At 70.4% G+C, this 26,804-nt stretch carries 25 protein-coding genes; 15 read left to right on the forward strand and 10 right to left on the reverse strand.

Annotated elements, in window-relative coordinates:
• Together HL658_RS28010 and HL658_RS28015 are read left to right on the forward strand one after the other, a co-directional pair.
• Positions 1–726: an ABC transporter ATP-binding protein gene (locus HL658_RS28010; RefSeq protein ID WP_180285653.1), complete on the forward strand. Its 726-nt coding sequence runs from the start codon at positions 1–3 to the stop codon at positions 724–726.
• A 190-nt stretch (positions 727–916) separates the two neighbouring features.
• A complete protein-coding gene (locus tag HL658_RS28015) occupies positions 917–2,620 on the forward strand; it encodes a methyl-accepting chemotaxis protein (RefSeq protein WP_180285652.1) in 1,704 nt (567 codons plus the stop codon).
• Between the two features lie 19 nt (positions 2,621–2,639).
• Here HL658_RS28015 and HL658_RS28020 read toward each other — a convergent pair whose 3' ends face one another.
• Both HL658_RS28020 and HL658_RS28025 read right to left on the reverse strand, forming a co-directional pair.
• Complete coding sequence (locus HL658_RS28020) at positions 2,640–3,092, reverse strand: hypothetical protein (RefSeq protein ID WP_180285602.1); 453 nt, start codon at positions 3,090–3,092, stop codon at positions 2,640–2,642.
• Between the two features lie 65 nt (positions 3,093–3,157).
• Positions 3,158–3,664 (reverse strand): RT0821/Lpp0805 family surface protein, encoded by a 507-nt coding sequence (locus tag HL658_RS28025; protein ID WP_180285651.1) that lies wholly within the window; start codon positions 3,662–3,664, stop codon positions 3,158–3,160.
• 138 nt (positions 3,665–3,802) lie between these two features.
• Between HL658_RS28025 and HL658_RS28030 the strand changes: the two genes are divergently transcribed.
• The 3 genes from HL658_RS28030 to HL658_RS28040 all read left to right on the forward strand — a co-directional run bounded on the left by HL658_RS28030 (position 3,803) and on the right by HL658_RS28040 (position 8,778).
• Positions 3,803–5,437 (forward strand): acyl-CoA synthetase, encoded by a 1,635-nt coding sequence (locus HL658_RS28030; RefSeq protein ID WP_180285650.1) that lies wholly within the window; start codon positions 3,803–3,805, stop codon positions 5,435–5,437.
• A 252-nt stretch (positions 5,438–5,689) separates the two neighbouring features.
• Entirely contained in the window at positions 5,690–8,023 is a 2,334-nt protein-coding gene (locus HL658_RS28035; protein WP_180285649.1) for a methyl-accepting chemotaxis protein, read from the forward strand.
• A 50-nt stretch (positions 8,024–8,073) separates the two neighbouring features.
• On the forward strand, positions 8,074–8,778 hold the full coding sequence (locus HL658_RS28040) for an ABC transporter ATP-binding protein (RefSeq protein ID WP_180285648.1): 705 nt from the start codon (positions 8,074–8,076) through the stop codon (positions 8,776–8,778).
• 247 nt (positions 8,779–9,025) lie between these two features.
• Here HL658_RS28040 and HL658_RS28045 read toward each other — a convergent pair whose 3' ends face one another.
• The 5 genes from HL658_RS28045 to HL658_RS28065 all read right to left on the reverse strand — a co-directional run bounded on the left by HL658_RS28045 (position 9,026) and on the right by HL658_RS28065 (position 14,361).
• Positions 9,026–11,347: a mechanosensitive ion channel domain-containing protein gene (locus HL658_RS28045; RefSeq protein WP_180285647.1), complete on the reverse strand. Its 2,322-nt coding sequence runs from the start codon at positions 11,345–11,347 to the stop codon at positions 9,026–9,028.
• Between the two features lie 81 nt (positions 11,348–11,428).
• Positions 11,429–12,049: a trimeric intracellular cation channel family protein gene (locus tag HL658_RS28050; RefSeq protein ID WP_246337968.1), complete on the reverse strand. Its 621-nt coding sequence runs from the start codon at positions 12,047–12,049 to the stop codon at positions 11,429–11,431.
• A 9-nt stretch (positions 12,050–12,058) separates the two neighbouring features.
• Positions 12,059–12,640, reverse strand: a complete 582-nt coding sequence (locus tag HL658_RS28055; protein WP_180285646.1) for an HdeA/HdeB family chaperone — start codon at positions 12,638–12,640, stop codon at positions 12,059–12,061.
• A gap of 7 nt (positions 12,641–12,647) precedes the next feature.
• A complete protein-coding gene (locus HL658_RS28060; RefSeq protein WP_180285645.1) occupies positions 12,648–13,706 on the reverse strand; it encodes a tetratricopeptide repeat protein in 1,059 nt (352 codons plus the stop codon).
• A gap of 100 nt (positions 13,707–13,806) precedes the next feature.
• Positions 13,807–14,361 carry a hypothetical protein gene (locus HL658_RS28065; protein ID WP_180285644.1) on the reverse strand — a complete coding sequence of 185 codons (555 nt, stop codon included), beginning with the start codon at positions 14,359–14,361 and terminating at the stop codon, positions 13,807–13,809.
• Between the two features lie 106 nt (positions 14,362–14,467).
• Here HL658_RS28065 and HL658_RS28070 point away from each other — a divergent pair, with 106 nt between their 5' ends.
• The 3 genes from HL658_RS28070 to HL658_RS28080 are packed head-to-tail and all read left to right on the forward strand — an operon-like array spanning position 14,468 to position 17,509.
• On the forward strand, positions 14,468–15,025 hold the full coding sequence (locus tag HL658_RS28070; RefSeq protein ID WP_180285643.1) for a hypothetical protein: 558 nt from the start codon (positions 14,468–14,470) through the stop codon (positions 15,023–15,025).
• Positions 15,018–15,926 (forward strand): alpha/beta hydrolase, encoded by a 909-nt coding sequence (locus tag HL658_RS28075; RefSeq protein WP_180285642.1) that lies wholly within the window; start codon positions 15,018–15,020, stop codon positions 15,924–15,926. Before HL658_RS28070 ends, HL658_RS28075 begins: the two co-directional genes overlap by 8 nt.
• On the forward strand, positions 15,920–17,509 hold the full coding sequence (locus tag HL658_RS28080; protein ID WP_180285641.1) for a gamma-glutamyltransferase family protein: 1,590 nt from the start codon (positions 15,920–15,922) through the stop codon (positions 17,507–17,509). The genes HL658_RS28075 and HL658_RS28080 overlap by 7 nt, the downstream gene beginning before the upstream one ends.
• A gap of 21 nt (positions 17,510–17,530) precedes the next feature.
• On the opposite strand, the gene HL658_RS28085 is transcribed toward HL658_RS28080, so the two are convergent.
• The 3 genes from HL658_RS28085 to HL658_RS28095 are packed head-to-tail and all read right to left on the reverse strand — an operon-like array spanning position 17,531 to position 20,296.
• Entirely contained in the window at positions 17,531–18,541 is a 1,011-nt protein-coding gene (locus HL658_RS28085) for an aldo/keto reductase (RefSeq protein WP_180285640.1), read from the reverse strand.
• Between the two features lie 38 nt (positions 18,542–18,579).
• Complete coding sequence (locus tag HL658_RS28090; RefSeq protein ID WP_180285639.1) at positions 18,580–19,884, reverse strand: MFS transporter; 1,305 nt, start codon at positions 19,882–19,884, stop codon at positions 18,580–18,582.
• A gap of 46 nt (positions 19,885–19,930) precedes the next feature.
• Positions 19,931–20,296: a MarR family winged helix-turn-helix transcriptional regulator gene (locus tag HL658_RS28095; protein ID WP_211109869.1), complete on the reverse strand. Its 366-nt coding sequence runs from the start codon at positions 20,294–20,296 to the stop codon at positions 19,931–19,933.
• Positions 20,297–20,503: 207 nt separating this feature from the next.
• Here HL658_RS28095 and HL658_RS28100 point away from each other — a divergent pair, with 207 nt between their 5' ends.
• From HL658_RS28100 to HL658_RS28130, 7 genes are all read left to right on the forward strand, one after another.
• Positions 20,504–21,697, forward strand: a complete 1,194-nt coding sequence (locus tag HL658_RS28100; RefSeq protein ID WP_180285637.1) for a 4Fe-4S dicluster domain-containing protein — start codon at positions 20,504–20,506, stop codon at positions 21,695–21,697.
• Complete coding sequence (locus HL658_RS28105) at positions 21,684–22,160, forward strand: cyclic nucleotide-binding domain-containing protein (RefSeq protein WP_196242383.1); 477 nt, start codon at positions 21,684–21,686, stop codon at positions 22,158–22,160. The genes HL658_RS28100 and HL658_RS28105 overlap by 14 nt, the downstream gene beginning before the upstream one ends.
• Positions 22,161–22,188: 28 nt before the next feature.
• Positions 22,189–23,046 (forward strand): FAD/NAD(P)-binding protein, encoded by an 858-nt coding sequence (locus HL658_RS28110; protein ID WP_180285636.1) that lies wholly within the window; start codon positions 22,189–22,191, stop codon positions 23,044–23,046.
• A 2-nt stretch (positions 23,047–23,048) separates the two neighbouring features.
• Positions 23,049–23,849, forward strand: a complete 801-nt coding sequence (locus HL658_RS28115; protein ID WP_180285635.1) for an NADH-quinone oxidoreductase subunit B family protein — start codon at positions 23,049–23,051, stop codon at positions 23,847–23,849.
• The gene (locus tag HL658_RS28120; RefSeq protein ID WP_180285634.1) at positions 23,846–25,159 is read left to right on the forward strand and encodes a Ni/Fe hydrogenase subunit alpha; all 1,314 of its coding nucleotides are present in this window, start codon (positions 23,846–23,848) and stop codon (positions 25,157–25,159) included. Before HL658_RS28115 ends, HL658_RS28120 begins: the two co-directional genes overlap by 4 nt.
• A 116-nt stretch (positions 25,160–25,275) precedes the next feature.
• Positions 25,276–26,190 carry a DMT family transporter gene (locus HL658_RS28125; protein WP_180285633.1) on the forward strand — a complete coding sequence of 305 codons (915 nt, stop codon included), beginning with the start codon at positions 25,276–25,278 and terminating at the stop codon, positions 26,188–26,190.
• A 59-nt stretch (positions 26,191–26,249) separates the two neighbouring features.
• On the forward strand, positions 26,250–26,804 hold the full coding sequence (locus HL658_RS28130) for a glutathione peroxidase (protein WP_180285632.1): 555 nt from the start codon (positions 26,250–26,252) through the stop codon (positions 26,802–26,804).

The raw sequence follows: 26,804 nt of genomic DNA on the forward strand, positions 1-26,804 counted from the left end.
ATGGGCGACCTTCTGGAGGTCCACGGCCTCACCAAGCGCTTTCGCGGGCTGAAGGCGGTGTCGGAGGTCGGCTTCGCCGTGCCGCAGGGCGCCATCGTCGCGCTGATTGGGCCGAATGGTGCGGGAAAGACGACCACCTTCAACCTGATCGCCGGCGTCTTCCCGCCCGACGAGGGGGAGGTGCGGCTCGCCGGCCGGCCGATCACCGGGCTTCGTCCCAACCGCATCTGCGCCGCCGGCATCGGCCGTACCTTTCAGATCGTACGCCCCTTCGCCGGTCTGACGGTGGAGCAGAATGTGGTCATCGGCGCGCTGGCGCGTGAGTCGCGGGTGGACGCGGCGCGGGCGCAGGCGCACGCGGTGCTGGAACGGCTCGGCCTCGCCGACCAGGCCGGACGGATGGCGGGAAGCCTGACGCTGCCCGACCGCAAGCGGCTGGAGGTGGCCCGCGCGCTGGCCACCCGGCCGACGCTGCTGCTTCTGGACGAAGTGCTGGCCGGCCTGCGGCCGACCGAGGTTGACCGCATGGTCGAGGTCCTGCGCGACCTGAACCGCCGCGACGGGCTGACCATCCTGCTGATCGAGCATGTCATGCGGGCTGTGATGGCGCTGTCGGATCGCGTCGTGGTGCTGGACCATGGCGAACGCATCGCCGAGGGAACCCCGGCGGAGGTCGTGGCCGACCCGCGGGTGATCGCGTCCTACCTCGGCTCCGAGGCCTTCTGATCCCGTTGTTTTTCAAAGAATTTTAGAAGAACCCGATGCACACGATTCTTTGTGTGGCGTGATCATTTTGCGTTGAACCGAATGTGGTAGGAAACCATAGTTGCATGCACGGATAATTAGGGCCGGCGGTTCAAGATCGGCCGTGGCAGGTGCCGGACGCAACGGCGCCCGGGACGCGGAGAGGTGCGGCATGGCTTGGTACGACAATCTGGCGACCGGACGGCGGCTCGCCATCGGGTTCGTGGCCCTGATCCTGGTGATGATCATGAACACCGGCGTGACGCTGGTTATGACGGGAGAGGCGAAGGACGCGACCCGGCAGATGGCGGATACCCGGCTTCCCACCGCGTTGATCAGCCAGCAGCTTGCCACCGAGATAGCGGGTGCCGAGGCGGCGCTGAGCGGTTTCATCCTGACCGCCCATCCCGAGCTGCGCGACCGCCGGCAGGCGCATTGGGAGGAGGTGTTGCGGCTGGTCAAGGAGATGGACCGGCTGTCCGCAAACTGGACCGACCCGGAGAGCGTGAAGCTGTGGCAGGCGATGAAGCCGATGGTCGATCTGGTCGGCACCACGCTGGACATGGCCGAGACCGCCGCGGTGACCGGGCAGAAGGAGGTCGCGCACATGACCTTCGCCGACGACGCCGTGCCCCTGGCCAACGAGATCCGCGTCTATCTGATCGGCAGCGCCGACCATCCCGGCGTCGTGCAGCGTGAGCGCGACGGACTGTACGGCGACATGGGCGGCGTCCAGGCCCTGGGCGACCGGCAGACCGCGGCGCAGTGGCTGCTGCTGGCGCTGGCGCTCGGTGTGGCCCTCGTCTCGCTCGTCGTCACCACCCGTTCCATCGCCCGCCCGCTGGTGGCGATGACCGGCACCATGACCCGGCTTGCCGACGGTGACGAGACGGCGGAGGTTCCGGCCACCGGTCGCCGCGACGAGATCGGCGCCATGGCTCAGGCCGTCCTCGTCTTCAAGGAGAGCATCATCCGGTCGCGCCGCGCTGCCGAGCGCGAGCGGGCGGAGCAGGAAGCGGCGGAGCGGCGTGCCCGCGCCATCGCCGACCTGACCGGCCGGTTCGATTCGGAGGCGTCGGCGGTGCTGGGCCATGTCTCCTCGGCCGCGGTACAGATGCAGGCCACCGCCGGACAGCTCGCCAGCACGGCCGAGCAGACCTCCCGCCAGTCGACCGCCGTCGCCGCGGCGTCCGAACAGGCCTCCGCCAACGTCCAGACCGTGGCGGTGGCGACGGAGGAGCTGGCCTCCTCGGTGCAGGAGATCGCCCGGCAGGTGGCCCAGTCCTCCGGCATCGCCGGGGAGGCGGTGGCCAAGGCGGACGAGGCCGGCCACGCGATGCAGGAGCTGGCAGACGCCTCGCACGAGATCGTCAAGGTCATCGACCTGATCACCCAGATCGCGTCGCAGACCCGCCTGCTGGCGTTGAACGCCACCATCGAGGCGGCCCGGGCGGGCGACGCGGGCAAAGGCTTCAGCGTGGTCGCGGCGGAGGTGAAGGCGCTGGCCGATCAGACCACCCGCGCCACCGACGAGATCGCCGGCCGCATCACCGCCATCCGCACCGGCACCCAGCAGGCGGTCTCCAGCATCGGCGGGGTGATGGACACCATCCGCCGCGTCAGCGACGTGTCGGCCAGCATCGCCGCCTCGGTCGAGGAGCAGCAGGCCGCCACCCGCGAGATCGCCCGCAACGTCCAGCAGGCGGCCACCGGCACGCAGGAGGTCTCCACCCACATCACCGACGTGAACCGCGCCGCCAACGACACCGGAACCGCAGCCCGCCATGTGCTGGGTGCGGCCGACACGCTGTCGGCGCAGGCCGAGACCCTGCGCGGTCAGGTGGAGCGGTTCCTGCAGGCGGTGCGGGCAGCCTGAGGGGCCGCCCGCGGTCGCGTCAGTTCACGATCCGCCAAGTCCCGTCCGGTTGCTGGCACGCCGTGCCGTAGCCGGGCCGGGCAACGCCGCCGACGCGGATCGTGCTCTGGTACTCGCGGCAATACTGCCCGTTCCGCGCCTGATACACGGGACCGGCCGGCTCGGCGGTGATGGCCGGCGGCGGCGGTGCGTACACGAAACCCGCCGGCGGCGGGGCGTACACGAAGCCCGGCGGAGGAGGCGCGTACACCACCGGGGGCGGGGCCGGGCGGATTACCACCGGCGGGGGCGAGAGCCAGATGACAGGCGGCCCGACATAAACCCGCGGTCCGCCGTCGTGATACCCCCAACCGCCGTGATGGTGGCGGTAATCCACGCGCTGGAAGGCGTCGGCCAGGGCCGGCGCCCAGCCGGCCGGAACAATCATGGCGACCGCAACCGCGATGCCTGTCAGGGTGTGGTGTGCCCGCATGGGCGTCGTCCTGTCCAAGGGAGATCGACGAAGCCTACACCCGGCGGCGGCGCTGGACCAGCCTGTCAGGAGACGATGCGCCAGGAGCCATCGGGTTGCTGGCAGGCGGTGCCGACACCCTGCTCCAGCCGCCCCTGGATGGTGATGGTGCTCTGGAATTCCCGGCAATAGTCGCCGGACGAGCTGTATCCGTCGCGCGTCGGCGTGTAGCTGCCGTAATTGCCGGTGCCGGGGTTGTTCCAGCGGATGGTGCTGCCCACCGGCGCGCCATAAGCGCGGCTGGCAGCCTGATCGGCGTACGTGAGGTCGGCGCGGTCGAGCGAGGCGCCCGCCTCGCTGCCTAGGTAGGCGCCGAGCAGGGTGCCGAGACCCACCATCGCGAGCTTCCCGGTCCCGCCGCCGAACCGCGATCCCGCCAGCCCGCCGGCCACCCCGCCCAGCACGGCGCCCGCCGTCTGCTTCTGGCCGTAGCTTCCGACGCCGCCGGCGGAGCCGTCGGGGTAGTAGCCCGGCGCGGCGCAGCCGGCCAGCAGGGAGGCGCTGAGCATCGCGGCGATCATCGGCGTCTTCATCTTCGTCCTTCGTTCCCAACTCTGCGGGCGCGTGCCCGTCCTGTCGCTGTGAACGTACGGGGGAGGCTGCCTATTCCCGGCGCGGCCGCGTGGGGGTAGACTGCGCGTGAACGAACGGTCGTCACGGGAGGGGACGGGATGCTGCCGCAGGGCGCCAGCTACGGGGAGATCGCGGACCGGTTCCGCTGGGACATTCCGGCGCACTACAACATCGGCGTGGACGTCTGCGACCGCTGGGCCGAGGCCGACCCGGGCCGCACCGCGCTGGTCTTCCTGCGCCGCGACGGCGGGGTGGAGGAGCACAGCTTCGCCGACATCCGCGCCGCCTCCAACCGTCTGGCCAACACCCTGATCGCACAGGGCGTGCGCCGCGGCGACCGCGTCGGCATCCTGCTTCCGCAGGCGCCGGAGACGGCGGTGAGCCATGTCGCCGCCTACAAGATGGGCGCCATCGCCGTACCGCTCTTCGCGCTCTTCGGAGTGGAGGCGCTGGAATACCGGCTTGGCAATTGCGGGGCCGCGGCTGTCATCACCGACCGGGCCGGGCTGGCGAAGCTGGCCGCCATCCGCGACCGGCTTCCCGCGCTGCGCGCCGTGCTCTGCATCGACGGGCCGGCGGACGGGGCGCTGGATTACCACGCGCTGACCGCGCGGGCGTCGGATGCCTTCACCCCCGTCGACACGGCGGCCGACGACCCGGCGCTGATCATCTACACCTCCGGCACCACCGGCCAGCCCAAGGGGGCGCTGCACGCACACCGGGTGCTGCTCGGCCATCTGCCGGGGGTGGAGATGTCGCACGACCTGCTGCCGCAGCCGGGTGACCGCATCTGGACGCCGGCCGACTGGGCCTGGATCGGCGGGCTGTTGGACGTGCTGCTGCCGGCCTGGCACCACGGCATCACCGTGGTCGCCCACCGCTTCGAGAAGTTCGACCCGGAGGCGGCCTTCGCCCTGATCGGCCGCTTCGGTGTGCGCAACGCCTTCCTGCCGCCGACGGCGCTGAAGATGCTGCGCTCCGTCCCGGACGCCGGCGCCCGGTTCAAACCCGCGATGCGTTCCATCGCCAGCGGCGGCGAGACGCTGGGGGCGGAGCTGCTGGATTGGGGGCGGGAGACCTTCGGGCTGGCGATCAACGAGTTCTACGGCCAGACCGAGTGCAACATGATCGTCTCCTCCTGTGCCCGCATCATGCCGGGCAAGCCGGGGGTCATGGGGCGCCCGGCCTTCGGTCACGACGTGGCGATCATCGACGACGACGGCAACCGGTTGGAGCCGGGCCGCCTCGGCCACATCGCCGTGCGCCGGCCGGACCCGGTCATGTTCCTGGAATATTGGCGCAACCCGGAGGCGACGCAGGGCAAGTTCATCGGCGACTGGCTGGTCACCGGCGACCAGGGCATGGCGGACGGGGAGGGCTACCTGCGCTTCGTCGGTCGCGACGACGACGTGATCACGTCGGCCGGCTACCGCATCGGCCCCGGCGAGATCGAGGACTGCCTGATCGGCCACCCCGCCGTGCGCATGGCCGCCGTGGTCGGTGTGCCCGACCCGCTGCGCACGGAGATCGTCATGGCCTTCGTGGTGCTGCACGACGGGGTCACGCCCGACGACGCCCTGCGCCGGTCGATCCAGGAGCATGTGAAGGTGAAGCTGGCCGCCCACGAGTACCCGCGCGAGATCGCCTTCGTGGACAGCCTGCCGATGACGACGACCGGCAAGATCGTGCGGCGGGAGCTGCGGCAGGCGGCGGTCGCCGCGCGTGGCGGGTGATATGGAGACCAGGGCTGCGCAACGATAGGTTCATGGCGCGTGTTTTTCTGTGACGTGCACATCCCGCTTCGATCAGGTCAAGCATATGCGGCATGGTGTGTCGGGCAGAAGTTTTGAATATGCTTGGTTGTGTAAGATTTCGACTTGGGACGCTTTGTCGCAACCGGAGTTTCTATCGGCGCACAATCTTGTCTTTGCCATGGTGAGCCGCCAACTGTGAGGAGAAGTCCCCATTCGGCTTGCAGGTTCGCCATGCGTATCGGCATCGTCACCAAGGTCATGGCAGGTTTCGTCTTCGTGGCGGTGTCCGCTGGTGTGGCGGTGACGCTGCCCGTCTGGATCAACGCCGACCGCGCCATCGACGAGGCGGTCTCGGTGCGTCTGACAGAGATGCACAAGGCGCTGCGTCAGCGCGTCGAGGCGGAAGCGGAGCGTTCGGCGTCGCTGGCCCATGCGGTGGCGGCCCTCCCCGCGGCGCGCGGCGCCATGGCGGCCGGAGACCGCGCGGGATTGCTCGCCCTGTTCGGACCGCTCTACGACGAGGCGCATCGGGCCTTGGCCATCGACCAGTTCCAGTTCCACACGGCGCCCGCCACGTCCTTCCTGCGGCTCCACAGCCCGGGCAAGTTCGGCGACGACCTGTCCGCCTTCCGGCACACGGTGGTCGAGGCCAACCGCACCGGCCGTCCGGTCGTGGGGGTGGAGGCGGGAGTGGCCGGGCTCGGCATCCGGGCCGTGGTGCCGGTGGTCCATGATGGCCGCCCGGTCGGCACGGTGGAATTCGGGGCCTCCCTCGGCAAGCCGTTGGCCGACGCGTTCGAAGCCGCCTGGGGCGCCAGGCTGGCCATCCTGACGGTGGACGGCAACGAGGTGCGCACCATCGCTTCCAACCTTCCGGCCGGCATGCGGCCGGGCGTGGACGAGCTGCAGGCGGCCATGGCCGGCCCCTCCCCGGTCCACATCCATGAGCTGGACGGGCGGTCCTACGCCGTCCGGGCCGAGCCGATCCCCGACTACAGGGGCCGGGCGGCGGCGGCGGCGGTCATCGCGGTCGATGTGTCGGCGCAGGCCGCGGCGCGGGCCGAGGTGCTGAACAACGCGCTGCTCGGGGTGCTTGGCGCGGTGCTGCTGGGCAGCGTGGCGGGGATGCTGCTCGCGCGCGGGTTGGTGGGGCCGATCCAGGGGCTGCGGAACGTGATGGCCGCGGTCGCTGCCCGGAACTTCGACATTCCCATCGTCGCGACCGCCCGCCGTGACGAGATCGGCGACATGGCGTTGGCCCTGGCCGACCTGCGGGACCGCGCCCGCGCGATCGCCGGCAGCGAGGCGGTGTTGTCCGTGCGCGCCGGCGACCTTGAAAACCGGGAACATGCGATGCGCGGTTCGGTGGCGGAGCATCTGTCCGGGGTCGTCGATGCCGCCATCCAGGTGAACGAGAGCATCGTCTCGCTGGTGCGGATGTCGGAGGAGGTGAACGAGACCGGCCGACGCTCGCGCGACATCGCCGCCGCCGTCGAACAGTTCAGCGCCGGGCTCCGCGCCATCTCCGGCCATTCCGACGAGGCGGCCGCCGACGCCGCACGGGCCGGCACCGAGGTGCGCGAGGGGCTCGCCGCGTCCGACAGCGCGTCGGCGGTGCTGGAACGGCTGTTCGAGAATGTGCGTCGGACCGCCGTGCGGGCGGAAGGGCTGGCGGCGGTGTCCGACCGTATCGGCGGTATCGTCAACGAGATCGAGACCATTGCGAAACAAACGAACCTGCTCGCCCTCAACGCCACCATCGAGGCGGCGCGTGCGGGGGAGGCCGGCAAGGGCTTCGCGGTGGTGGCGACCGAGGTCAAGACGCTGGCGAACCAGACCGGGCGGGCGACCGACGACGTGCGTGCGCGCATCGCCGACCTGCACGAGGCGATCCGCGCCGTGGTGGCGGATCTCCAGTCCGGTGCGAAGGCGGCGGAGGATGGCCGCCATTCGGTCGACTCGCTGCGCACCCGTCTCGATGGACTCGGCCGAACCGTGGGCACCGTCGCCAGCCGCATGGGCGAGGTGGCCGGCATCATCGGCGAACAGGCGACCGGTGCCAACGAGGTGGCCGCGGCCACGGCCGCCATCGCCGCGCTGGCCCAGGCCAACGATCGGCAATTGACGGAGACGCTGTCCGCGATGGACAGCACGGCCACCGGTCTGAACGCGGAGGTGGGCGAGTTCGCCAAGCTGGGCAGCGCGTCGGCGGTGCTCCTGGTTGCCAAGAACGATCACATCGCCTTCAAGAAAAAGATCATGGACGCCATGGTCGGGCGGTCGCAACTGGCGGTCCACGAGGTGACCGACCATCTGCACTGCCGCCTCGGCCGCTGGCTCGGCAATCTGTCGGACGAGGAGCGCCGGGGCATGCGCTCCCTCGCCACGATCGACGGGCCGCACCAGGAGGTCCACACCGCCGCGCGCGAGGCGCTGGAGCGGATGCGGCGTGGCGACACCGCCGGCCGCAAGGAGGCTCTCGATCGAATGACCGCTGCCAGTCGCGAGGTTCTTGCCGTGCTCGACCGCGCCGTCGAGGAGCTGGAGGGCCGGCGCGCGGCGTGACGGGCGCATCGGCCTTGACCCGCCGTCCGCCGCGTGGCAAGCCCGGACCCATGCTGACCGTCACCGACCTCGACCTCTTCTACGGCGATGCCCAGGCGCTCGACCGCGTGTCCCTCGCGGTGGCGGAGGGCAGCACCACGGCCATCGTCGGCGCCAACGGAGCCGGCAAGACCTCGCTGATCCGCTCCATCGCCGGCATCCTGAAACCGGCCGCCGGGTCCATCCGCTTCCGCGACCGCGAGATCGCCGGCCAGCCCAGCCACCGCGTCTGCGATCTTGGCATCGGGCAGGTGGCGGAGGGGCGGCAGGTCTTCCCCAGCCTGACCGTGCGCGAGAACTTGGAGATGGGTGCGGTCATCCCGCGCGCCCGTGCCGGTGCCAAGGACAGCTTCGCCCGCGTCCTGGCGATGTTCCCCCGGCTGGAGGAGCGGCTGGGGCAGGCCGCGGGCACGCTGTCGGGGGGCGAGCAGCAGATGCTGGCCATCGGCCGCTGCCTGATGGGCAAGCCTGACCTGATCATGTTCGACGAGCCGTCGCTGGGCCTCGCCCCGGCGCTGGTGTCGGAACTCTTCCGCACCATCCGCACCCTGGCGGCCGACGGCATGACCATCGTCCTGGTGGAGCAGAACGTCGCCGCCTCCCTCAAGGTCGCCGACCGCGGCTATGTGCTGGAGAACGGGCGCATCGCGCTGTCCGGCACCGGGGCGGAATTGCTGGCGGATCCGGCGGTGAAGCAGGCCTATCTGGGGCTGTGACCGGGGCGTGGTCCGATCACGCCAGGTTTGGGCATGTGAAGACCGCGAAGGTGGGCGTGACCGATGGACGAGTCGTCCCCTGGATCAAGGAAATGGCCGACCTCCCACTGGCAGCCGCTGCTCCGTGACACGATCCGAGCACGGGGCATCTGGGAAGCAATCTGACGGAATACGGACGCCGCACCTGCGGCGCGCCGTTCCGGATGCAGCGTCAGCGTTGCCGATGTCCTGACCGCGCCATTCCTCCCTATTGCTGCCCGGCCACCGCGCGCTGCGGCGGGTCCGTCCAGCGACCCTCGGCCGGCTGGCCGCCGGTGGTGGGAAGCGGCAGGGCACTGTTGGCGACGTGGAGCGTGCGGTGCGGGTAGGGAATCTCGATGCCCTCCTGGTCGAAGCGCTTCTTCATCATGCCGTTGAAGGCACGGCCGACGTTCCACTGCTGGATCGGCTTGGTCTTGATGCGGGCCTTGATCAGCACGCCCGTCTCGCGGAGGGCATCGACGCCGAAGACCTCCAACGGGGCGAGGATCATCGACGAATAGCGGGGATCGGCGCGCAGCTCGCGGCCGATGTCCTCCAGCACCTTGACCACCCGGTCCGGGTCCTCCTTCAGGGCGACGATCACGTCGAAGACGTAGAAGCTGAAGTCCTTCGTCATGTTCGACACGCTGGTGACGGCGCTGAAGGGGATGGTGTGCACGGTCCCGTCGAAGTCGCGCAGCCGCATGGTGCGAATGGTGAAACCCTCCACCAGCCCGCCCTTGCCGGCGACATTCACCACGTCGCCGACGGAGATGGTGTCCTCGAACAGGATGAACAGGCCGGTGATCACGTCCTTGACCAGCGTCTGCGAGCCGAAACCGATGGCAAGGCCGATGACGCCGGCACCGGCCAGCAGCGGGGCGATGTCCAGCCCCAGCTCCGACAGAGTCGTCAGCATCACCATGGTGACGAGGATGACCAGGAAGGCGTTGCGCAGCAGCGGCAGCAGGGTGCGGGCCCGGGCGCTGCGCTCGACCGGCTCGCCGTCCGGGCCGGGTGCCGTCAGGTAGCGTTCGATCAGACCGCTCGCGCACTCCCACGCCGCCAGCGCCAGAGCCAGCACGATCAGGATCGACAGGGCGGACGCGGTGATCCTCTGCCCGATCTGGCCGTTCAGCCAGTCGCTCACCCCCAGCCCCCAGGCGTCCAGCACCACCACCGCGGCGGCCACGCGCACGGCGATGCGCAGCAACCGGGCGAACGGCCCCACATAGCGCCGGGCGCGCAGCGCGAACCAGTGCGTCCGCCCGTCATGGTCGCTCAGCCAGGCCCGCATGGCGGTCGAGGCGTTGACGATCAGCCGCCCGGCAAGGCGCGCGGCACCGATGGCGACCGCGCTGATGACCGTGGCGCGGATCAGGAAATCGAACCCGCCCTCGATCTCCAGCGCCCAGATGCCGAAATTGACGACGATGTAGAGGATGGCGATCACGTGCCACACATCCGCCAGCCGCCGCCCGGCCCCACGCAGCAGGCGGGCGGTGCGCCCCTGCCGCTTGGCCGCGGTGCCGTCCGGCTGCACCTCGCCGCGCAGCCAGCCGCTGACCGGCTTGCGGAACTGCACCACCATCGCCACCAGCATGGCGGAGACGATGAAGCCCATCAGCTTCATCGCCGTCTCGTACATCGGGTCGGGCATGCCAAGGGCGTTTGCCGTGCGCACGATGAACACGCCATAGACGGCGGTCAGCGCGATCACCCGGATCCAGCGCAGCAGCTTGGTCGCCTGAGCGTCCCCCACCCCGACCAGCCGCAGCGTCGGCGTGCGCGGCGACAGCAGCATGCGGCTGGCGAGCAGCACCACCTGCACGAAGATGCTGGCGTTCAGGAAGGCGATGCCGGACAGGCGCACCGCGCGCGGCGGGTCGGTGAGCGACAGGGCACCGAAACCGGCGGCGGCGAAAGCGACGATCGGCAGCAGGTCGATGACGCCGCGCAGCAGCAGCAGCGGCAGCTTCGCCGCGGTGGAACCCGCCGGCCGTTCGGCCAGCGCCGCCCGGCTCCGCCGCAGCAGGCGCGTCATCAGCAGCCGCGCTCCGTGGCCGGCCACGACCACCATGGTCAGCTCCAGCAGCAGCCGGCCCCAGGTGGCGCGCAGGGTGGGGTCGGTGATCTGCCTCTCCACCCACCACAGCGCCAGCGGCGCGTCGAGCACGGTGCGGCCGGCGGTGCCGACTTCCTCCCCCAGATCGTCCACCTTGTCGGACAGGACCGTCAGCAGCCGCGTGCCCAGACCCTCGGCCGGCACTTCCGGCTCCGCCGCGGCCTGCGCCTGTTGGAGCGCACGGAGCTGGGTCAGCAGCTCCGTTCGGCGGGCCGGGTCCTCCAGCGAGCGGATGACCCGGCCGATCTCAGCCGGATCGGGGGGGGCAGCGGCGGCGGGCGCCGCCGTGGCCGGGATGGGTATCTGCGCCGCCGGCGTTGCGGGCATCGTCATGACCGCGCCGAGCAGGACGGCCAGAAACGCCGTCAGGCGCAACAGCGCGCCGCGAGAGGCGGCCGCCCTTGCGGCCGTCGTCCAATCCATCATGGTGTCCCTGAACCTATCGATTCTCCGTCTTCCCGCAGTTGCTAACAGCGGGAACGGCGATCGGTTCACCGGCGCGGGTCAGCTTCCCGGCGCACGCGGCGCGCTCCAGCCGCGAACCACGCTGACGACACGCAGAGCGAAGGTTGCGGCGACCGCGGCGATGGCGACCGGAAGGTCTGGCAGGCCGAGCCTGCCGCCGGCCACCACGATCACCGCGCCCAGCAAGGCCGCCACCGCGTAGATCTCCTCCCGCAGGACCCGCGGGATTTCGGTCACCAGAAGGTCACGCAGCACGCCGCCGCCGCAGGCGGTGATCACCGCCAGCAGCACGGCCGGCAGCGGCTCCATGCCGTAATCCAACGCCTTGCTGCAGCCGGCCACCGTGAACAGGCCGAGCCCGGCGGCGTCCAGCACCATCACCGGCTTGACCAGCCGCAGGATCGGCCGGTGGAAGAAGAAGGCGGCGAGCCCGGAGGCCAGAGCCGCCCACAGATAGCGGTCGTCCCGGAAGGTCGCCGGCGGAGCCGCCCCCAGCAGCAGGTCGCGCGCCACGCCGCCCGCCAATGCCGCCGCCATCGACAACACGAGCACCCCGAACAGATCGAGCCGGTGCCGCACCGCCAGCGTGCCGCCGCTGAGCCCGAAGATGAAGACGCCGGCCAGGTCCATCACCAGGACCAGGGACGACACGTTGCCCATGGCGCCTCGCTACCGGTGCTTGCCGGCCAGCACGCGGATCACGTTCTTGCGGTGGTAGGAGCGCTTCATGCACCCCTGCAGGGCCGCGTCGGTCATGTACAGGTGGCCGCCCGTGTTCACCACCGACTCCCCCAGTGCACCCGCATGCCAGCCATCGATCCAGCGGATCGCCGCGACCGCCCGCGACCGGTCCTCCGCCTCCAGATCGATGAACTGGAAGCATTTGAGGAAGGCCATGTCGAAACCGCCGTCACCGGCCACAGCCACCGCCGCTGCGCCCGCCGTCGTCCCGCCCGCCACCGAGACCAGCGTGGCGTCGGGCGCCGTCCGGCAGGCGGCTTTCCACGCCGCCGTCCGCGCCGTGATGGCGCCCGGATGGTAGCCGGTCTCGTTGATCCGGCCGTTCAGCCAGCCGTCCAGCCACAGGGCGAGTGACGCGAAGGCGTCGGTGTCGGCGTCGGCCAGTGCCGTGGCGTCGCGGCAACTGATGGTCGACACATCGATGCTCGGCACGCCCTTGCCGTCGTCCGCGGCGATAGCTTGCCCCGTCAGCAGCAGAACTGCGCCCAGCGCGACCGCAAGTCGCCGCATCACAGCCTCATTGAGTCAGCGGGTCGAGGTTCTGGCGGATGTCCTGCCGCCGCGGGTCCAGCCTCAGGGCTTGGCCGAACAAGATCCGGGCGTCCGCCGTCTTGCCCTGGGTACGCAGCAGCTTGCCATAGTTGGCGTAGGCATCGCCATACTCCGGGCCGGCCTTGATCGCTTTTTGGTAGAGTTCCTGCGCTTGGTCCGGCTGGCCAAGCGTCACCATCAGGTCCGCCCACAAGGTATAGGCATGCGGCGTGCGGTAGTTGGTCTTGCTGTCCATCTCCAGCACCTTGCGGAGCGTCGCGATGGCCGCCTCATGCTCGCCCTTCGCCGCCTGCACGCGGGCGATGTTGTACACGGGGAGAACGAAGCCGGGCGATTTCTTGAGCGCCAGATCGAATTGCTCGACCGCGTCGTCATACCGCTTGGTCTGGAAGTTGACGAGGCCCCAGAGGTTGTGGACCCAGTGCAGGTCGCTTTCGGGCAGGGCGTGAACGCAGTTCTTCAGTTCCTGGATGGTGGACGTGAAGTCCGCGCCGCCCTCGGCCACCGTCCGTTCATACTGGTAGGAGGCGACGATGTACGGATCGATGAAGCGGGTGGTGTCCAGCGCCACCTGCCGGATCAGCGCCTCCGGATCATCGCCGGTTCGCACGGAGGAGAACTTCTTTCCGGTTTGTGACGCCAGCCCGTGCACCGTCAGGGTCAGGCCGCTCTTGGTCTTCACCATGTCGCCGAAGACGCTGTATTCGACCAGCCCCAGCAACTCCTGCGCCGCGACGATCGGTGTCAGGAAGTTGTAGTAGCGGCCGAGCTGCTGGATCGGGCTCTCCTCGTCCGGCAGCGAGAAGCTGCTCATCTGCCGGGCGGTGCGGGCCTCTTCCTTGATGTGCTTGACCTGCTGGGCCAGCCTGGAGGCGACGACCTGGGGCGTGTAGCCCTGATACTCGAGAGACGCCGGCACTTCGATGTTGTGGAACTGAACGGAGTCCACATCGAAGAAGACCGCATAGCCGAACAGCGCCGATAGCGCGATAACCGGCAGCGACACCAAACCCAGATCGAACACGTCAATCCCCCCCACGGACAGGCATGACCCTCACCCATAGGAGTATACCATTTCGCGCTCCAGCGAAATCCACGATCTCCGGACGCCCGTGACATCGCTGTCACCCCTCCGCGGACAACCGGATTCCCATGCGGCCGGCCTCGATCAGGAAGGCGCGCGTCATCTGCACGATGTCGGTGCGCCAGTAGAGCTGCTCCAGCGGGTTGTCCAGGAAGTCCTCCGCCAGCATGGCGTAGCAATAGGTCTCCACCACCTTGCGCTCGGGTTTCCAGGGGTCGGTGCCGTCGCGCCAGCCGACCATCCAGCCGGCATGGCCGGCACCGATCCGCCAGCGTTCGAAATGCGGGGCCAGCGTGTTGCTGTCCACCGGGCCGTTCACCGGAACGCGGTAGATGGCCACGAAGCGCCGGACGTTGAGCTGCAGGCTCATCAGCAGCGCGTCGCCGAAGGCCTCGATCCGGTAGAGGCAGTCGGAGGCGCCGAGCACATGGCTGTGGGTGACCCTGGCGCGGTGCACGTCGGCCAGCGACGTGGCGGCGACGCTGTCGGACAGTTCCGGGTGCTCGTAATCCACAGCGCGGAACGACAAGACCATATCGACGGTCAGGAAATGCCGGATGCGGTGCTGGGCTTCGTCGATGGTCAGGCGGGTCATGCGCGGCCTCGGGCGTCGGACGGTGCGACGGAAACACATGGGCCGGCCGGACGATCCGCTGACGCGCACGGACCGTAAGAAGGTGGCATCGAACGGAGAGGCAGCGGTGGCGTTCTTCGACCGTCTATGGACTTCGACCTGGCATTCCCTGTCGCTGGACGCCGTGGAGCCGGCGGACGCCGGGCGGCTTCTGCTGGTCTGGAAGCGGGCGGTGAGGGAAGCCCCGTCGGGCCTGCCGCTGGTGGCGGCCCTGAGCCTCCAGGACTCACCGGGGCTGCTCACCAACGTCGCGCTGGTCGATCTGTCCGGCGGCGTCGACACCGCGTCCTACCGCTATGTCGGGCCGCGGCTGACCCGGCTCTATCGCAAGGCGGAAAAGGGGCGGCGGCTGAAGGATATCTACGACCGCAAGGTGTTCGCGGAAATCGTGTCCGCCTTCACCATTGTTCTGCGGACGCGCGAGCCGCTGTTCACCTGGCGCAACTTCACCTTCCTCAACCATGATCTCGGGTACCGCCGCCTGATCCTGCCCTGCGCCGCGGGGCCGGCGGGCGGGGTGGCGCTGATCGTCTGCATCCACCCCTCGCGCGCCGACCTGACGGAGGAATCGCAGTGGGCGGAGGCGGCCGACCGTTACCGGGCCGTGGTCATGGCCGATGCCTGACCGCCGGTCCCTTGCCGTCGCCGCGGGGCAGGCGGTCACCACCGCAGCCTGCGCCGGCCTGAACCTGCTGACGCCGCTGCCGCGGGGCACGGCGAGGACGACCCTGCGCTACGGCCCGCACCCGCGCCACCGTCTCGATCTCTACCGGCCGGCGCGGGCGGCGCCGGGGGCGGGGCTTGTCGTCTTCGTCTATGGCGGGGCGTGGGCGACGGGGCGGCGGCGGGATTACCGTTTCGCCGCAGCCTCCTTCCTGCGGATGGGGTGGAGCGTCGCGGTCCCCGACTACCGCCTGCTGCCGGAGGGGGTCTTTCCGGCCTTCCTGGAGGACGCGGCGGCGGCGACTGCCCGCGCGCTGGGTGCGGGTGCGGCGGCCAATGCGCCGCTGGTGCTGGCCGGCCATTCGGCCGGGGCCTACAGCGCCGCCATGCTGGCGCTGGACGCCCGTTGGCTGGCCGCGGCGGGGGTGCCGGAGCGACGGGTCTCCGGTCTGATCGGGCTGTCCGGTCCCTATGACTTCCTGCCGCTGGACCACCCCGCCACCATCGCGGTGTTCGGTCGCGTGGCCGACCTGCCGGCGACGCAGCCGGTGTGCCATGTGGGCGCGGGCAAGCCGCCGGCACTGCTCGTGCACGCCGACAACGATTACGTCTGCGGCGTTTACCACTCCCGCAACCTGTGGCGCCGGCTGGTGCAGTTCGGCTCTCCGGCCGGGCTCCTCCGGCTGCCGGCGGGTGGTCATCTGGCGCCGCTGTTGGCCCTGTCGCGGCCCTGGCGGAATGGGGCGGTGACGGATGCCATCGGGGCGCTCCTGGACAGGGCGTCTGGCGCGTCCTCCCCTGTCCGTATACAAACAGGGGCCTGTCCGCAGGACCGAGACACCGAGGAGAGCCCCGCATGCTGAACACCCCGCGCGCCCGCCAGGGCATGGTCACCTCGCCGCACCATCTGGCGAGTCAGGCCGGCTTGCAGGTCCTGCGCGACGGCGGCACCGCGGCGGAGGCGGCGGTGGCGGTCGCGGCGGCGCTGGCCGTGGTCTACCCGCACATGACCGGCATCGGCGGCGACGCCTTCTGGATCATCCACGAGCCGGGCCGCGATCCGCTCGCCATCGACGCCTGCGGTGCCGCGGGGGCCGCGGTGGATCTGGACTTCTACCGGCGGCAGGGCCACGCGGCCATCCCCTGGCGCGGGCCGCTGGCGGCCAACACGGTGGCCGGCACCATCGCGGGGTGGGAGGCGGCGCTGGCGGTCAGCGCCGGCTGGTCGACCCCGCTGCCGCTCGCCCGCATCCTGCGCGACGCCATCGACTACGCCGAGGACGGCATCGTCGTCACCGCCAGCCAGGAGGAGCTGAGCCGGACCAAGCACGCCGAGCTGTGCGACGTGCCCGGCTTCCGCGACGCCTTCCTGCCCGGCGGGCAGGCACCGGCCGAGGGCACGGTGCTGAAGCAGCCGGCGCTGGCCGGCACTTTGCGGCGCTTGGCGGCCGAGGGGCTGGACAGCTTCTACCGCGGTCCGCTGGCGGCGGCCATCGCCGCCGGACTGGCGCAGGCCGGCAGCCCGGTGACCGCCGACGACCTTGCCCGCCACCGCGCCCACCGCGTGACGCCGCTGACCACCCGCGTCGGCGCGGCGCAGCTCTTCAACTTCCCGCCGCCGACGCAGGGCCTCGCCTCCCTGATGATCCTGGCGCTGTTCGACCGGCTGGGCGTGCGCGAGGCCGAGGGGTTCGACCACATCCACGGGCTGGTGGAATCCACCAAGCAGGCCTTCCTCGTCCGCGACCGCGAGGTCGGCGACCCCGCTTACATGCGCAAACCGGCTCAAGAGTTCCTCGACCCGGCGCTGCTGGACGAACTGGCCGGCCGCATCGACCGCCGCAAGGCGCTGCCCTGGCCGCAGCCGCCGTCGGCCGGCGACACGGTGTGGCTGGGCGTGATCGACGGTCAGGGCCGGGCGGTCAGCCTGATCCAGAGCGTGTATTTCGAGTTCGGCTCCGGCGTCGTGCTGCCGGACACCGGCATCACCTGGCAGAACCGCGGCGCCTCCTTCCGCCTGGCGGAGGATGGCTGGAACGCGCTGAAGCCCGGCCGCAAGCCCTTCCACACCCTGAACCCGGCGATGGCGCTGTTCGACGACGGCCGCCGCATGGTCTACGGCACCATGGGCGGGGAGGGGCAGCCGCAGACGCAGGCCGCGGTGTTCAGCCGCTACGCCCTGTTCGGCCAGGGCCTCCAGGCCGCGGTGACGGCGCCGCGCTGGCTGCTGGGGCGCACCTGGGGCGACCAGAGCGTGTCGCTCAAGCTGGAGAGCCGCTTCGACCCCGCGTTGGTGCAGGCGCTGCGCGAGGCCGGCCACGATGTAGAGCTGCTGGAGCCCTTCACCAGCACCATGGGCCACGCCGGCGCCATCGTCCGCCGCCCCGACGGCGTGCTGGAAGGGGCGACGGACCCGCGCAGCGACGGGGCGGCGCTCGGCTGGTGAGCGCCGCCCCGGCCGCGCCGGTCAGGCCACCGTGCGCGGCGCGGCGACCGGATGGGCCAGGGGCAGCGGCGACAGCAGGGACACGCCGGCGGGTGTGGCGCTGACCGCATCGAGACGGCCGATCTCCTCAGCCGACAGGGTGAGCGCCGTCGCGGCGAGGTTGCTGCGGAGCTGGTCGAGCGTGCGCGGCCCGATCATCGGCACCGCCTCGCGGGCACCCGCCCAGGCGATGGCGACGTGGTCGGGGCTGACGCCGCGCTCCCCCGCGATGGCGAGCACCGTGTCGAGGATGGCGCTGCGCTGCGCCGAATCCTCGGCCTGGAAGACCTTGCCGCGGAGCGCTTCGGCACGGCCGGTCTCGCCGCGGCGGTACTTGCCGGTCAGCATGCCGCCACCGAGCGGCGACCAGGTGACGACGCCGAGGCCGAGCGCCTCGCTGGCCGGAAACAGGTCGGCCTCCGGCTCGCGGTGGACGAGGCTGTGTTCGAACTGCGCGGCGGCGATGGGCACCGCGCGCGTCAGTTCGGCCAGCGTGACGGCGCGCGCCAGCCGCCAGGCCGGGAAGTTCGACAGGCCGCCATAGAGGATCTTGCCGGCGCGGGCGAGGTCGTCGAAGCCGCGCACGATCTCCTCCGACGGCGTCAACCCGTCCGGGTGGTGCACCCACAGGATGTCGATGCGGTCGGTCTTCAGCCGTTTCAGGCTGGCCTCGACCGACGCCACCATGGCCTTGCGGCTGTTTCCGGTGACCAGCGGGCCGGCGTTCGGCACCGCTCCGTTGGTGAATTTGGTCGCCAGCACGAAGGCCTCCCGCCGCCCCTGCAGCAGGTCGCCGAGCAGCGTCTCCGACTGGCCGAACTGGTAGACGTCGGCGGTGTCGATGAAGTTGCCGCCGGCGTCGACATACGCCTCGAAGATGGCGCGGCTGGTGTCGGCGTCGGCGCCATGGCCCCAGCCGGTGCCGAAATTGCCGGTGCCGAGTGCCAGTTCCGACACGCGCAGGCCGGTGCGGCCGAACAGCTTGTGTTTCATTGGGGGTGTCTCCGGGTGTGCGTTGAATGGGGGAGCGTTCAGGCCGCGGCAGGCAGAGGCGCTGGCCGCCGCTCGTGGATGGTGACGACGGCGAGCGCCGCGACGAGGCAGAGCAGGCCGGCGATGAAGAAGGCGGGCAGGTAGCTGTCGTAGGCGGTGCGGGTGAAGCCGCCGCCCCAGGCGGCGAAGGCGGCGCCGAGCTGGTGCCCGGCGAAGACCCAGCCGAAGACGAGGTTGGCGCGCTCCCCGAACCGGTCGGCCGCGATCTTCACCGTCGGCGGCACGGTCGCCACCCAGTCCAGCCCGTAGAACACGGCGAAGATCGACAGTTCGTAGACGTTGAACGACGTGAACGGCAGATAGACCAGCGACAGACCGCGCAGGCCGTAATACCAGAACAGCAGCTTGCGGCTGTCGAACCGGTCCGACAGCCAGCCGGACCCCACCGTGCCGGCGAAGTCGAAGACGCCGATCACCGCCAGCATGCCGGCCGCCGCCACCGGCAGGATGCCGAAGTCGCCGCAGAGCGGGACGAAATGCGTCTGCACGAGGCCGTTGGTGCTGGCGCCGCAGATGAAGAAGGTGCCGAACAGCACCCAGAAGGTGCGCGTGCGCGCCGCGTCCCGCAGCGCCACGATGGGGGAGGCGAGCATCGCGCCGAGCGCCAGCGCCGCCGGGCCGGGGACCACGGTCGTGGACCCATAAGGCGCCAGCCCCACGTCGGCGGGCCGGTCGCGCATCAGCACCAGCACCGCGACCGCGGCGACCAGCAGCATGACCAGCACCAGGGCAAGCGCGCTGCGCCAGCCGATCGACTGGGTGAGGGAGGCGAGCAGCGGCAGGAAGACCAGCTGCCCGGTCGCCGTGCTGGCCGTGAGCAGCCCCACCACGAGGCCGCGCCGCGCCGAGAACCAGCGCGTGGCGACGGTGGCGCCGAGCACCATGGCGGTCAGCCCGGTGCCGAAGCCGACCACGACACCCCACAGCAGGAAGAGCTGCCACAGTGTCGTCATCGCGAAGGAACCGAGCACGCCGGCCCCGATCAGCGCCAGCGCCGTGGCGGCCACGGGCCGGACGCCGAAGCGGTTCATGAAGGCGGCGGCGAAGGGCCCCAGAAGGCCGAACAGCACGAGGCGGACGGCGAAGGCCGAGGAAATCTCCGAGGTCGACCAGCCGAACTCCTGCTGCAAAGGGCCGATGAGCACGCCCGGCGTCCCGACCGCGCCCGCGGTTACCAGCATCGTCAGGAAGGTCACGCCGGCGACGACCCAGCCGTAATGGACGCCCCGGCGGGCGAAAAAGGCGGGAATGGCCGTGGCTTGTGCCGCGACGGGCAGCGACATGATCGTCTCCGGTCCACGGGTATATACCCGTATAGGGGTGTGAAAATCACAGCAACGTGTTGATGTCGGCAAGCGCCTGCAGCCGCTCCGCACCGATGCGTGCCTCGATGTCCGTCTGGCAGCCCTCCCAGAGCGGCCCGGCTTTGCGCAGCACGGTGGCACCATGGTCGGTCAGCCGGACGACGGATTCGCGCTGGTCGTCGCCGCGTCCGGTCGCGACCAGCCCCAGCTTTTCCACGACGCGGATGTTGCGGCCCATGGTGGAGCGGTCGAGATCGAGAGCCCGCCCGAGCTCCGTCAGGCTGACCGGTTGCCGGCGTTCGATCGCCCGCAGCATCGCGTATTGGGCGACGTTGATGCCGGTCGGCTCCAACGCGGCGTCGTAGCGTGCGGCGACCTTCCGGGTCGCCATCCTCAGGCGGGTGCAGTGGCAGGGCGTCGACATGAAGCGTGTATATACCCCTATCTCCGCCGACGCAAGCCCCCTGCGTGGTCCCTCCACGCGACCCCTGCGACACGCCGCGACAATTGGGAGCGGTGGATCCCGCGTTTTTCACCGCCGCCCGGCGGGCAGAGGCGTATGATCGTGCCGTCATCGGGTGCGGAGGGCCGTGCGGCCATGAAACGCACAGTGCAGGAATCCGGGGTTTCCCACCAACGGCGGGCCGTCATCGAACGCGACGCCGTCCAGGCGCTGATCGACGCACTTGGCGCGGAAGGTTACGCGGTGATCGGGCCGCGGCGGCGCGACGGTGCCATCGTCTACGATCCCCTGACCGACGCCGCCGACCTGCCCTGGGGCTGGATCGACGAGCAGGAGGGCGGGCGCTACCGCCTGCACCGCGACGATCGCGGTGCCGCCTTCGGCCATGTCGTCGGGCCGCAGAGCTGGAAGAAGTACCTGTACCCGCCGCGCCAGACATTGTGGACCGGCCGGCGCGAGGGCGGCGGCTTCACGGTGGAGACGCCGCAGGGGCCGCCGCCCCGTTACGCCTTCCTTGGCGTGCGGGGGTGCGAGCTGGCCGCCATCGCGGTGCAGGACCGGGTGTTCGGGGTGGTCCGCCACGACGGGCGCTCGGTCGGGCAGCAGCAATACACCGACAGCGGCTACGCCGCCCGCCGCGCGGCGGCCTTCATCGTCGCCGTGAATTGCGGGCGGGCGGCGGGCACCTGTTTCTGCGACAGCATCGGGACCGGGCCGCAGGCGGGGCCGGGCTACGACCTGTGCCTGACCGAGTTGATCGGCGACGGCCGGCACGAGTTCCTGGTCGAGGCCGGCAGCGACCGCGGGGCGGTGTTGCTCGACCGGCTGCCGGCGCGCCACGCGGAGGGGGCCGACCTGGAGGCCGCCGCGGCGGTGACGGAGGCTGCGCGCGCCGGCATGGGACGGCGCATGGAGCCGGACGTGGCCGGGCTGCTCGCCCGCAACCTGGAGCACCCGCGCTGGGACGAGGTGGCGGGCCGCTGCCTGTCCTGTGCCAACTGCACCATGGTCTGCCCGACCTGCTTCTGCACGACGGTGGAGGACACCACCGACCTGACAGGCGACCATGTGGAGCGCTGGCGCCGCTGGGATTCCTGCTTCACCGTCGATTTCAGCTACATCCACGGCGGGTCCATCCGGCAGGGCGGGGCGTCCCGCTACCGGCAATGGATGACGCACAAGCTGTCGAGCTGGTACGAGCAGTTCGGCACGTCGGGCTGCACCGGCTGCGGCCGCTGCATCACCTGGTGCCCCGTCGGGATCGACATCACCGAAGAAGCCCGCGCGATACGGGCCAGCGAAGGGGGAGCGTCCGATGGTGCAGATTGAAGGTCTCGGCCGGCTGTTGGCCGAACACCCGTTCTTCCGCGACATGCCCGACGACGTGCGCGAGATCGTCGTCGGCTGCTGCGCCAACGCCCATTACCGGCCGGGCGAGTTCCTGTTCAAGGAGGGCGGGCCGGCCGACCACTTCTACCTGATCCGTCAGGGCGAGGTGGCGGTGGAGGTGCACGCCCCCGGCCGCAGCGAGGGCGTGGTGGTCGAGAACATCGGGGAGGGGGAGATCATCGGCTGGTCCTGGCTGGTGCCCCCCTACCGCTGGACCTTCGACGCGCGGGCCGCCGACCAGGTGCGGGCGATCACCATCGACGCCGCCTGCCTGCGCCGCAAGATCGAGGGCAACCATGAGTTGGGCTACGAGCTGTACAAGCGCTTCATCCCCGTGATGGGCCGCCGCATCTCCGAATCCCGCCTTCGCATCGTGGAACTGACGACCGAGCCGGGCGAATAGCGGCCCGGCCGGCCAAGGAGGCTGCCGCATGGATGGCGTGTTCCTGAATCCCGACCCCGCCGCAGTCGACCCGATGGTGCCGCGCCCCTTCCGCATCGAACGCCGGCTGCGGGAGGTGGACGGCTGCTTCACCCTGCACCTGAAGGCGGTGGACGGTCGTCCGCTGCCCTACAAGCCCGGCCAGTTCAACATGCTCTACGTGTTCGGGGTGGGGGAGGTGGCGATCTCCATCAGCGGCGACTGCCGCGACCTCAACACGCTGGTCCACACGGTGCGGGAGGTGGGCACGGTCACCCGCGCCATGGCGAAGCTCAAGCCCGGCGACTGCATCGGCGTGCGCGGCCCCTTCGGCAACCCCTGGCCGGTGGAGGAGGCGTATGGCAACGACATCCTGTTCGTCACCGGCACCATCGGCCTCGCCCCGCTGCGCCCGCTGGTCTACGAGGTGCTGAACCGGCGCGACCGCTTCGGCAAGGTGGTGCTCTGCTACGGCTCCCGCGGCACGCACGACATCCTGTATGAACCGCTGCTGCACCAGTGGCGGGGCCGCTTCGACATGCAGGTCCATGTGACCGTGCATTCCGCCCACGCCGGCTACCGCGGCCGGGTGGGCAGCGTCGCCAACCTCGTGAAGATCGCCCGCTTCGACCCGGAGCAGACCACCGCCTACGTCTGCCGGTCGGAGACGATGACGCGGCCCGCCGTCCAGGCGCTGCACGACCGCGGCGTCACCTCCGACCGCATCTACGTGACGCTGGAGCGCAACATGAAGTGCGGTGTCGGCTTCTGCGGCCATTGCCAGATGGGCGGGTCTTTCATGTGCAAGGACGGGCCGGTCTACCGCTATGCGGACATCGAGCGGATCTTCACCGTGCGGGAGCTGTAGCCATGGCACGCCGCAAACCCAAGCTGGCCGTGTGGAAATTCTCCTCCTGCGACGGCTGCCAGCTTTCGCTTCTCGATTGCGAGGACGAGCTGTTGGCCGTCGCGGAGTCGGTGGAGATCGCCTATTTCCTGGAAGCGACGCGGGTGGAGATCGCCGGCCCCTACGACCTGTCGCTGGTCGAAGGCTCCATCGGCACGCCGCACGACGCCCAGCGCATCAAGGAGATCCGGCGCAAGTCGAAGCGCCTCGTCACCATCGGCGCCTGCGCCACCGCCGGCGGCATCCAGGCGCTGCGCAACTTCCGCGACGTGGACGGCTTCATTCGGGCGGTGTACGCGCGGCCCGACTACATCGACACGCTGGCGACCTCCACCGCCATCCAGGACCATGTGACCGTCGATTTCGAGCTGCGCGGCTGCCCCATCGACAAGGGGCAGTTGCTGGAGGTGCTGAACGCCTTCCTCAACGGCCGCCGCCCGGTGGTGCCGCCGCACAGCCAGTGCCTGGACTGCAAGCTGCACGGCAATGTCTGCATCATGGTGGCGGACGGCACCCCCTGCCTCGGCCCCGTCACCCAGGCCGGCTGCGGTGCGCTCTGCCCTGCCCACGCCCGCGGCTGCTACGGCTGCTTCGGCCCGAAGGAGACGCCCAACACGGCGGCGCTGGCGAAGCAGCTCGCCGCGCTCGGCTGCGACGCGCGGACGATCGCCGAGAGCTTCCGCTCCTTCAACGCGAACGCCAAGGCGTTCCGGGAGGAGGGGGACCGGTGGGAGGCTCCAGCCAAGCAAGGACTTAAGCCATGACCACCCTCGAATCCCCCCCATCCACCCGCACCATCAAGGTCGATGCCCTCGCCCGTGTGGAGGGGGAGGGGGCGTTGCATGTGCGGGTGCGGAACGGGGTGGTGCAGGAGATCAAGTTCCGCATCTTCGAGCCGCCCCGCTTCTTCGAGGCGCTGCTGAACGGGCGCCCCTACGGCGACGCGCCGGACATCACGTCGCGCATCTGCGGGATCTGCCCGGTCGCCTACATCGTCGGGGCCAGCCAAGCGATGGAAGACGCGCTGGGGCTGACCGTTCCGGAGCCGGTGCGGATGGCGCGGCGCCTGCTCTATTGCGGGGAGTGGATCCAGAGCCACGTGCTGCACACCTACCTGCTGCACGCGCCCGACTTCCTGGGGCTGGAGGATTCCATCCAGCTTTCCAAGACCCATCCCGGCGTGGTGGAAAAGGCGCTGGCGCTGAAGAAGACCGGCAACCGCATCCTGGAGGTGCTGGGCGGCCGCGCCGTGCATCCGGTCAACACCCGCGTCGGGGGCTTCTACAAGGCACCGGACAAGGCGGCGGTGCAGGTGCTGGCGGAGGAGCTCAAGCGCGCGCGGGAGCTGGCGCTGGACGCCGTGCGCCTGTTCGCCGGCTTCCGCTTCCCGGAGTTCGAGGACGATTACCTGTTCGTGGCGATGACCCATCCCGACGAATACGCCATCGACCGCGGCCGCATCGTCTCCAGCCGCGGCATGGACATCCCGGTCTCGGCCTTCGAGGAGCATTTCGCCGAGGAGCATGTCGCCCATTCCAACGCGCTGCACGGGGTGATGCGCGGTTCGGACGTGCCCTATCTGGTGGGGCCGCTGGCGCGCTACGCGCTCAACCATGACCAGCTCTCGCCGCTGGCGAAGGAGGCCGCGCGGGAGGCCGGGCTGCCGCCGGTGGTCCGCAATCCTTTCATGAGCCTGATCGTACGCGCGGTCGAGGTGGTGTACGCCTGCGACGAGGCGGTGCGGCTGGCCGAGGCGTACGAGCCGTTCGAGCCGGCCTTCGTGGCCGCGCCCCCGCGCGCCGGGCGCGGCACCGGCTGCACCGAGGCGCCGCGCGGGCTCTGCTTCCACCGCTACGAGCTGGACGGGGAGGGGCGGATCACCGGTGCCTCCATCGTGCCGCCGACCTCGCAGAACCAGGCGCGGATCGAGGCGGACCTGCTGGGGGTGGTCAAGGCCAACCTGTTGCTGGCCGACGACGATCTACGCCGCCTGTGCGAGCAGACCATCCGCAACTACGACCCGTGCATCTCCTGCGCCACCCACTTCCTGCAGCTGACGGTGGATCGCGGGTGAACCGTCCAGATACCGAGAGGTCCATGCACGCCGGGCAACACGGCCCTGCGTGCACAAGGCGTGTGCAGACGGGCCCACGTGGTTAGCCTCGCGGACCAATCCGCGCAGGAAACGCCATGACCATCGCCCGTTCGGCCGTCATTCCGGACACCCGCCTCGGCATCCTGATGATGCTGGGCGGCATGACCCTGTTCACCTTCAACGACGCGCTCGGCAAATGGCTGGTGACCGGCTACCCGGTCGCCATGCTGCTGGCGATCCGCGGGGTGGGCGGCATGCTGGTGCTGGCGCCGATGCTGGCGCGGCAGGGGGTGGCTGCCACCTTCGCGGTGCGCCGCTGGCCCTGGCACCTGCTGCGGGTTGCGCTGGTCACGGTGGACGCGGCCCTCTTCTACTGGGCCGTCCGCTACCTGCCGCTGGCGGAGGTGATGACGATCTACATGTCGGCGCCGCTGATCGTCACCGCGCTGTCGGTGCCGCTGCTGGGCGAACGGGTGGGCTGGCGGCGCTGGGTGGCGGTGTGCGTGGGCTTCGCCGGTGTGGTGCTGGTGCTGAACCCGGCGGGACAGTTCGACCCCTGGCCGTCGATCGTTGCGCTGATCGGTGCCTTGACCTTCTCGCTCGGCCTGATCACCACCCGCGTGCTGCGCGACGACGGCAACCTGACGCTGGTGGGCTACCAGACGCTGGGCGGCTGCCTGCTGGGCGCCGCGGCGCTGCCGATGGGCTGGGTGACGCCGACCCCGCTGGACGTCGTGTTGCTGCTGCTGCTGGGCGTGGTGGCGCTGGGCGGTCACGCGGCGGTCAACCGCTCGCTCCAGCTCAGCCCGGCGGCGGTCGTGGTGCCGTTCCAGTATGTGTCGATCCTGTGGGCGGTGGCCCTGGATCTGCTGGTCTGGAGCACGGTGCCGAGCGTCCAGGTGGCGGTCGGGGCCACGCTGATCATCGGCAGCGGCCTGTTCGTCTTCCATCGCGAGCAGCAGGTCGCGCGCGGTGTCGCCGCGGCGGCGGGTGGCGAGGGGCCACCGTGAGGGGTTGATCCGGCCGGCGCGGATCTGCGTACAGTGATGGGCTAGCCAATGGAGGGAACATGCGCCGCGTCCTCTCGACCGTCCTCGTCCTCCTCGCCGCCGCCATGGGAGCATCGCCCGCCATGTCCGCACCCGCCACGCCCTACGACGTCACCTTCACCGCCATCGACGGCAAGCCCATGCCGCTCGCCGACTACCGCGGGAAGGCGCTGCTGGTGGTGAACACCGCATCGCAATGCGGCTTCACGCCCCAGTACAAGGGGCTCCAGGCGTTGTGGGAGCGCTACCGCGACCGTGGTCTGGTGGTGATCGGCGTGCCGTCCAACGATTTCGGCGGGCAGGAGCCGGGTCAGGCGGAGGAGATCAAGCAGTTCTGCGAGACCACCTACCGCGTGGACTTTCCCCTGGCCGACAAGGCGGTCGTGACAGGCGGCGGCGCGCATCCCTTCTACCAGTGGGCGGCCGGCGCCTTCGGCGCGGATTCGCGCCCGCGCTGGAACTTCCACAAATTCGTGATCGGAGCCGACGGCCGGCCGGTCGCCTCCTTCCCCTCGCGCACCACGCCGGACAGTGACGAGATGCGCAAGGCGGTGGAAGCGGCGCTGCCGCGCTGA

The organism is Azospirillum oleiclasticum (assembly GCF_013423485.1).
Lineage (GTDB): Bacteria > Pseudomonadota > Alphaproteobacteria > Azospirillales > Azospirillaceae > Azospirillum > Azospirillum oleiclasticum.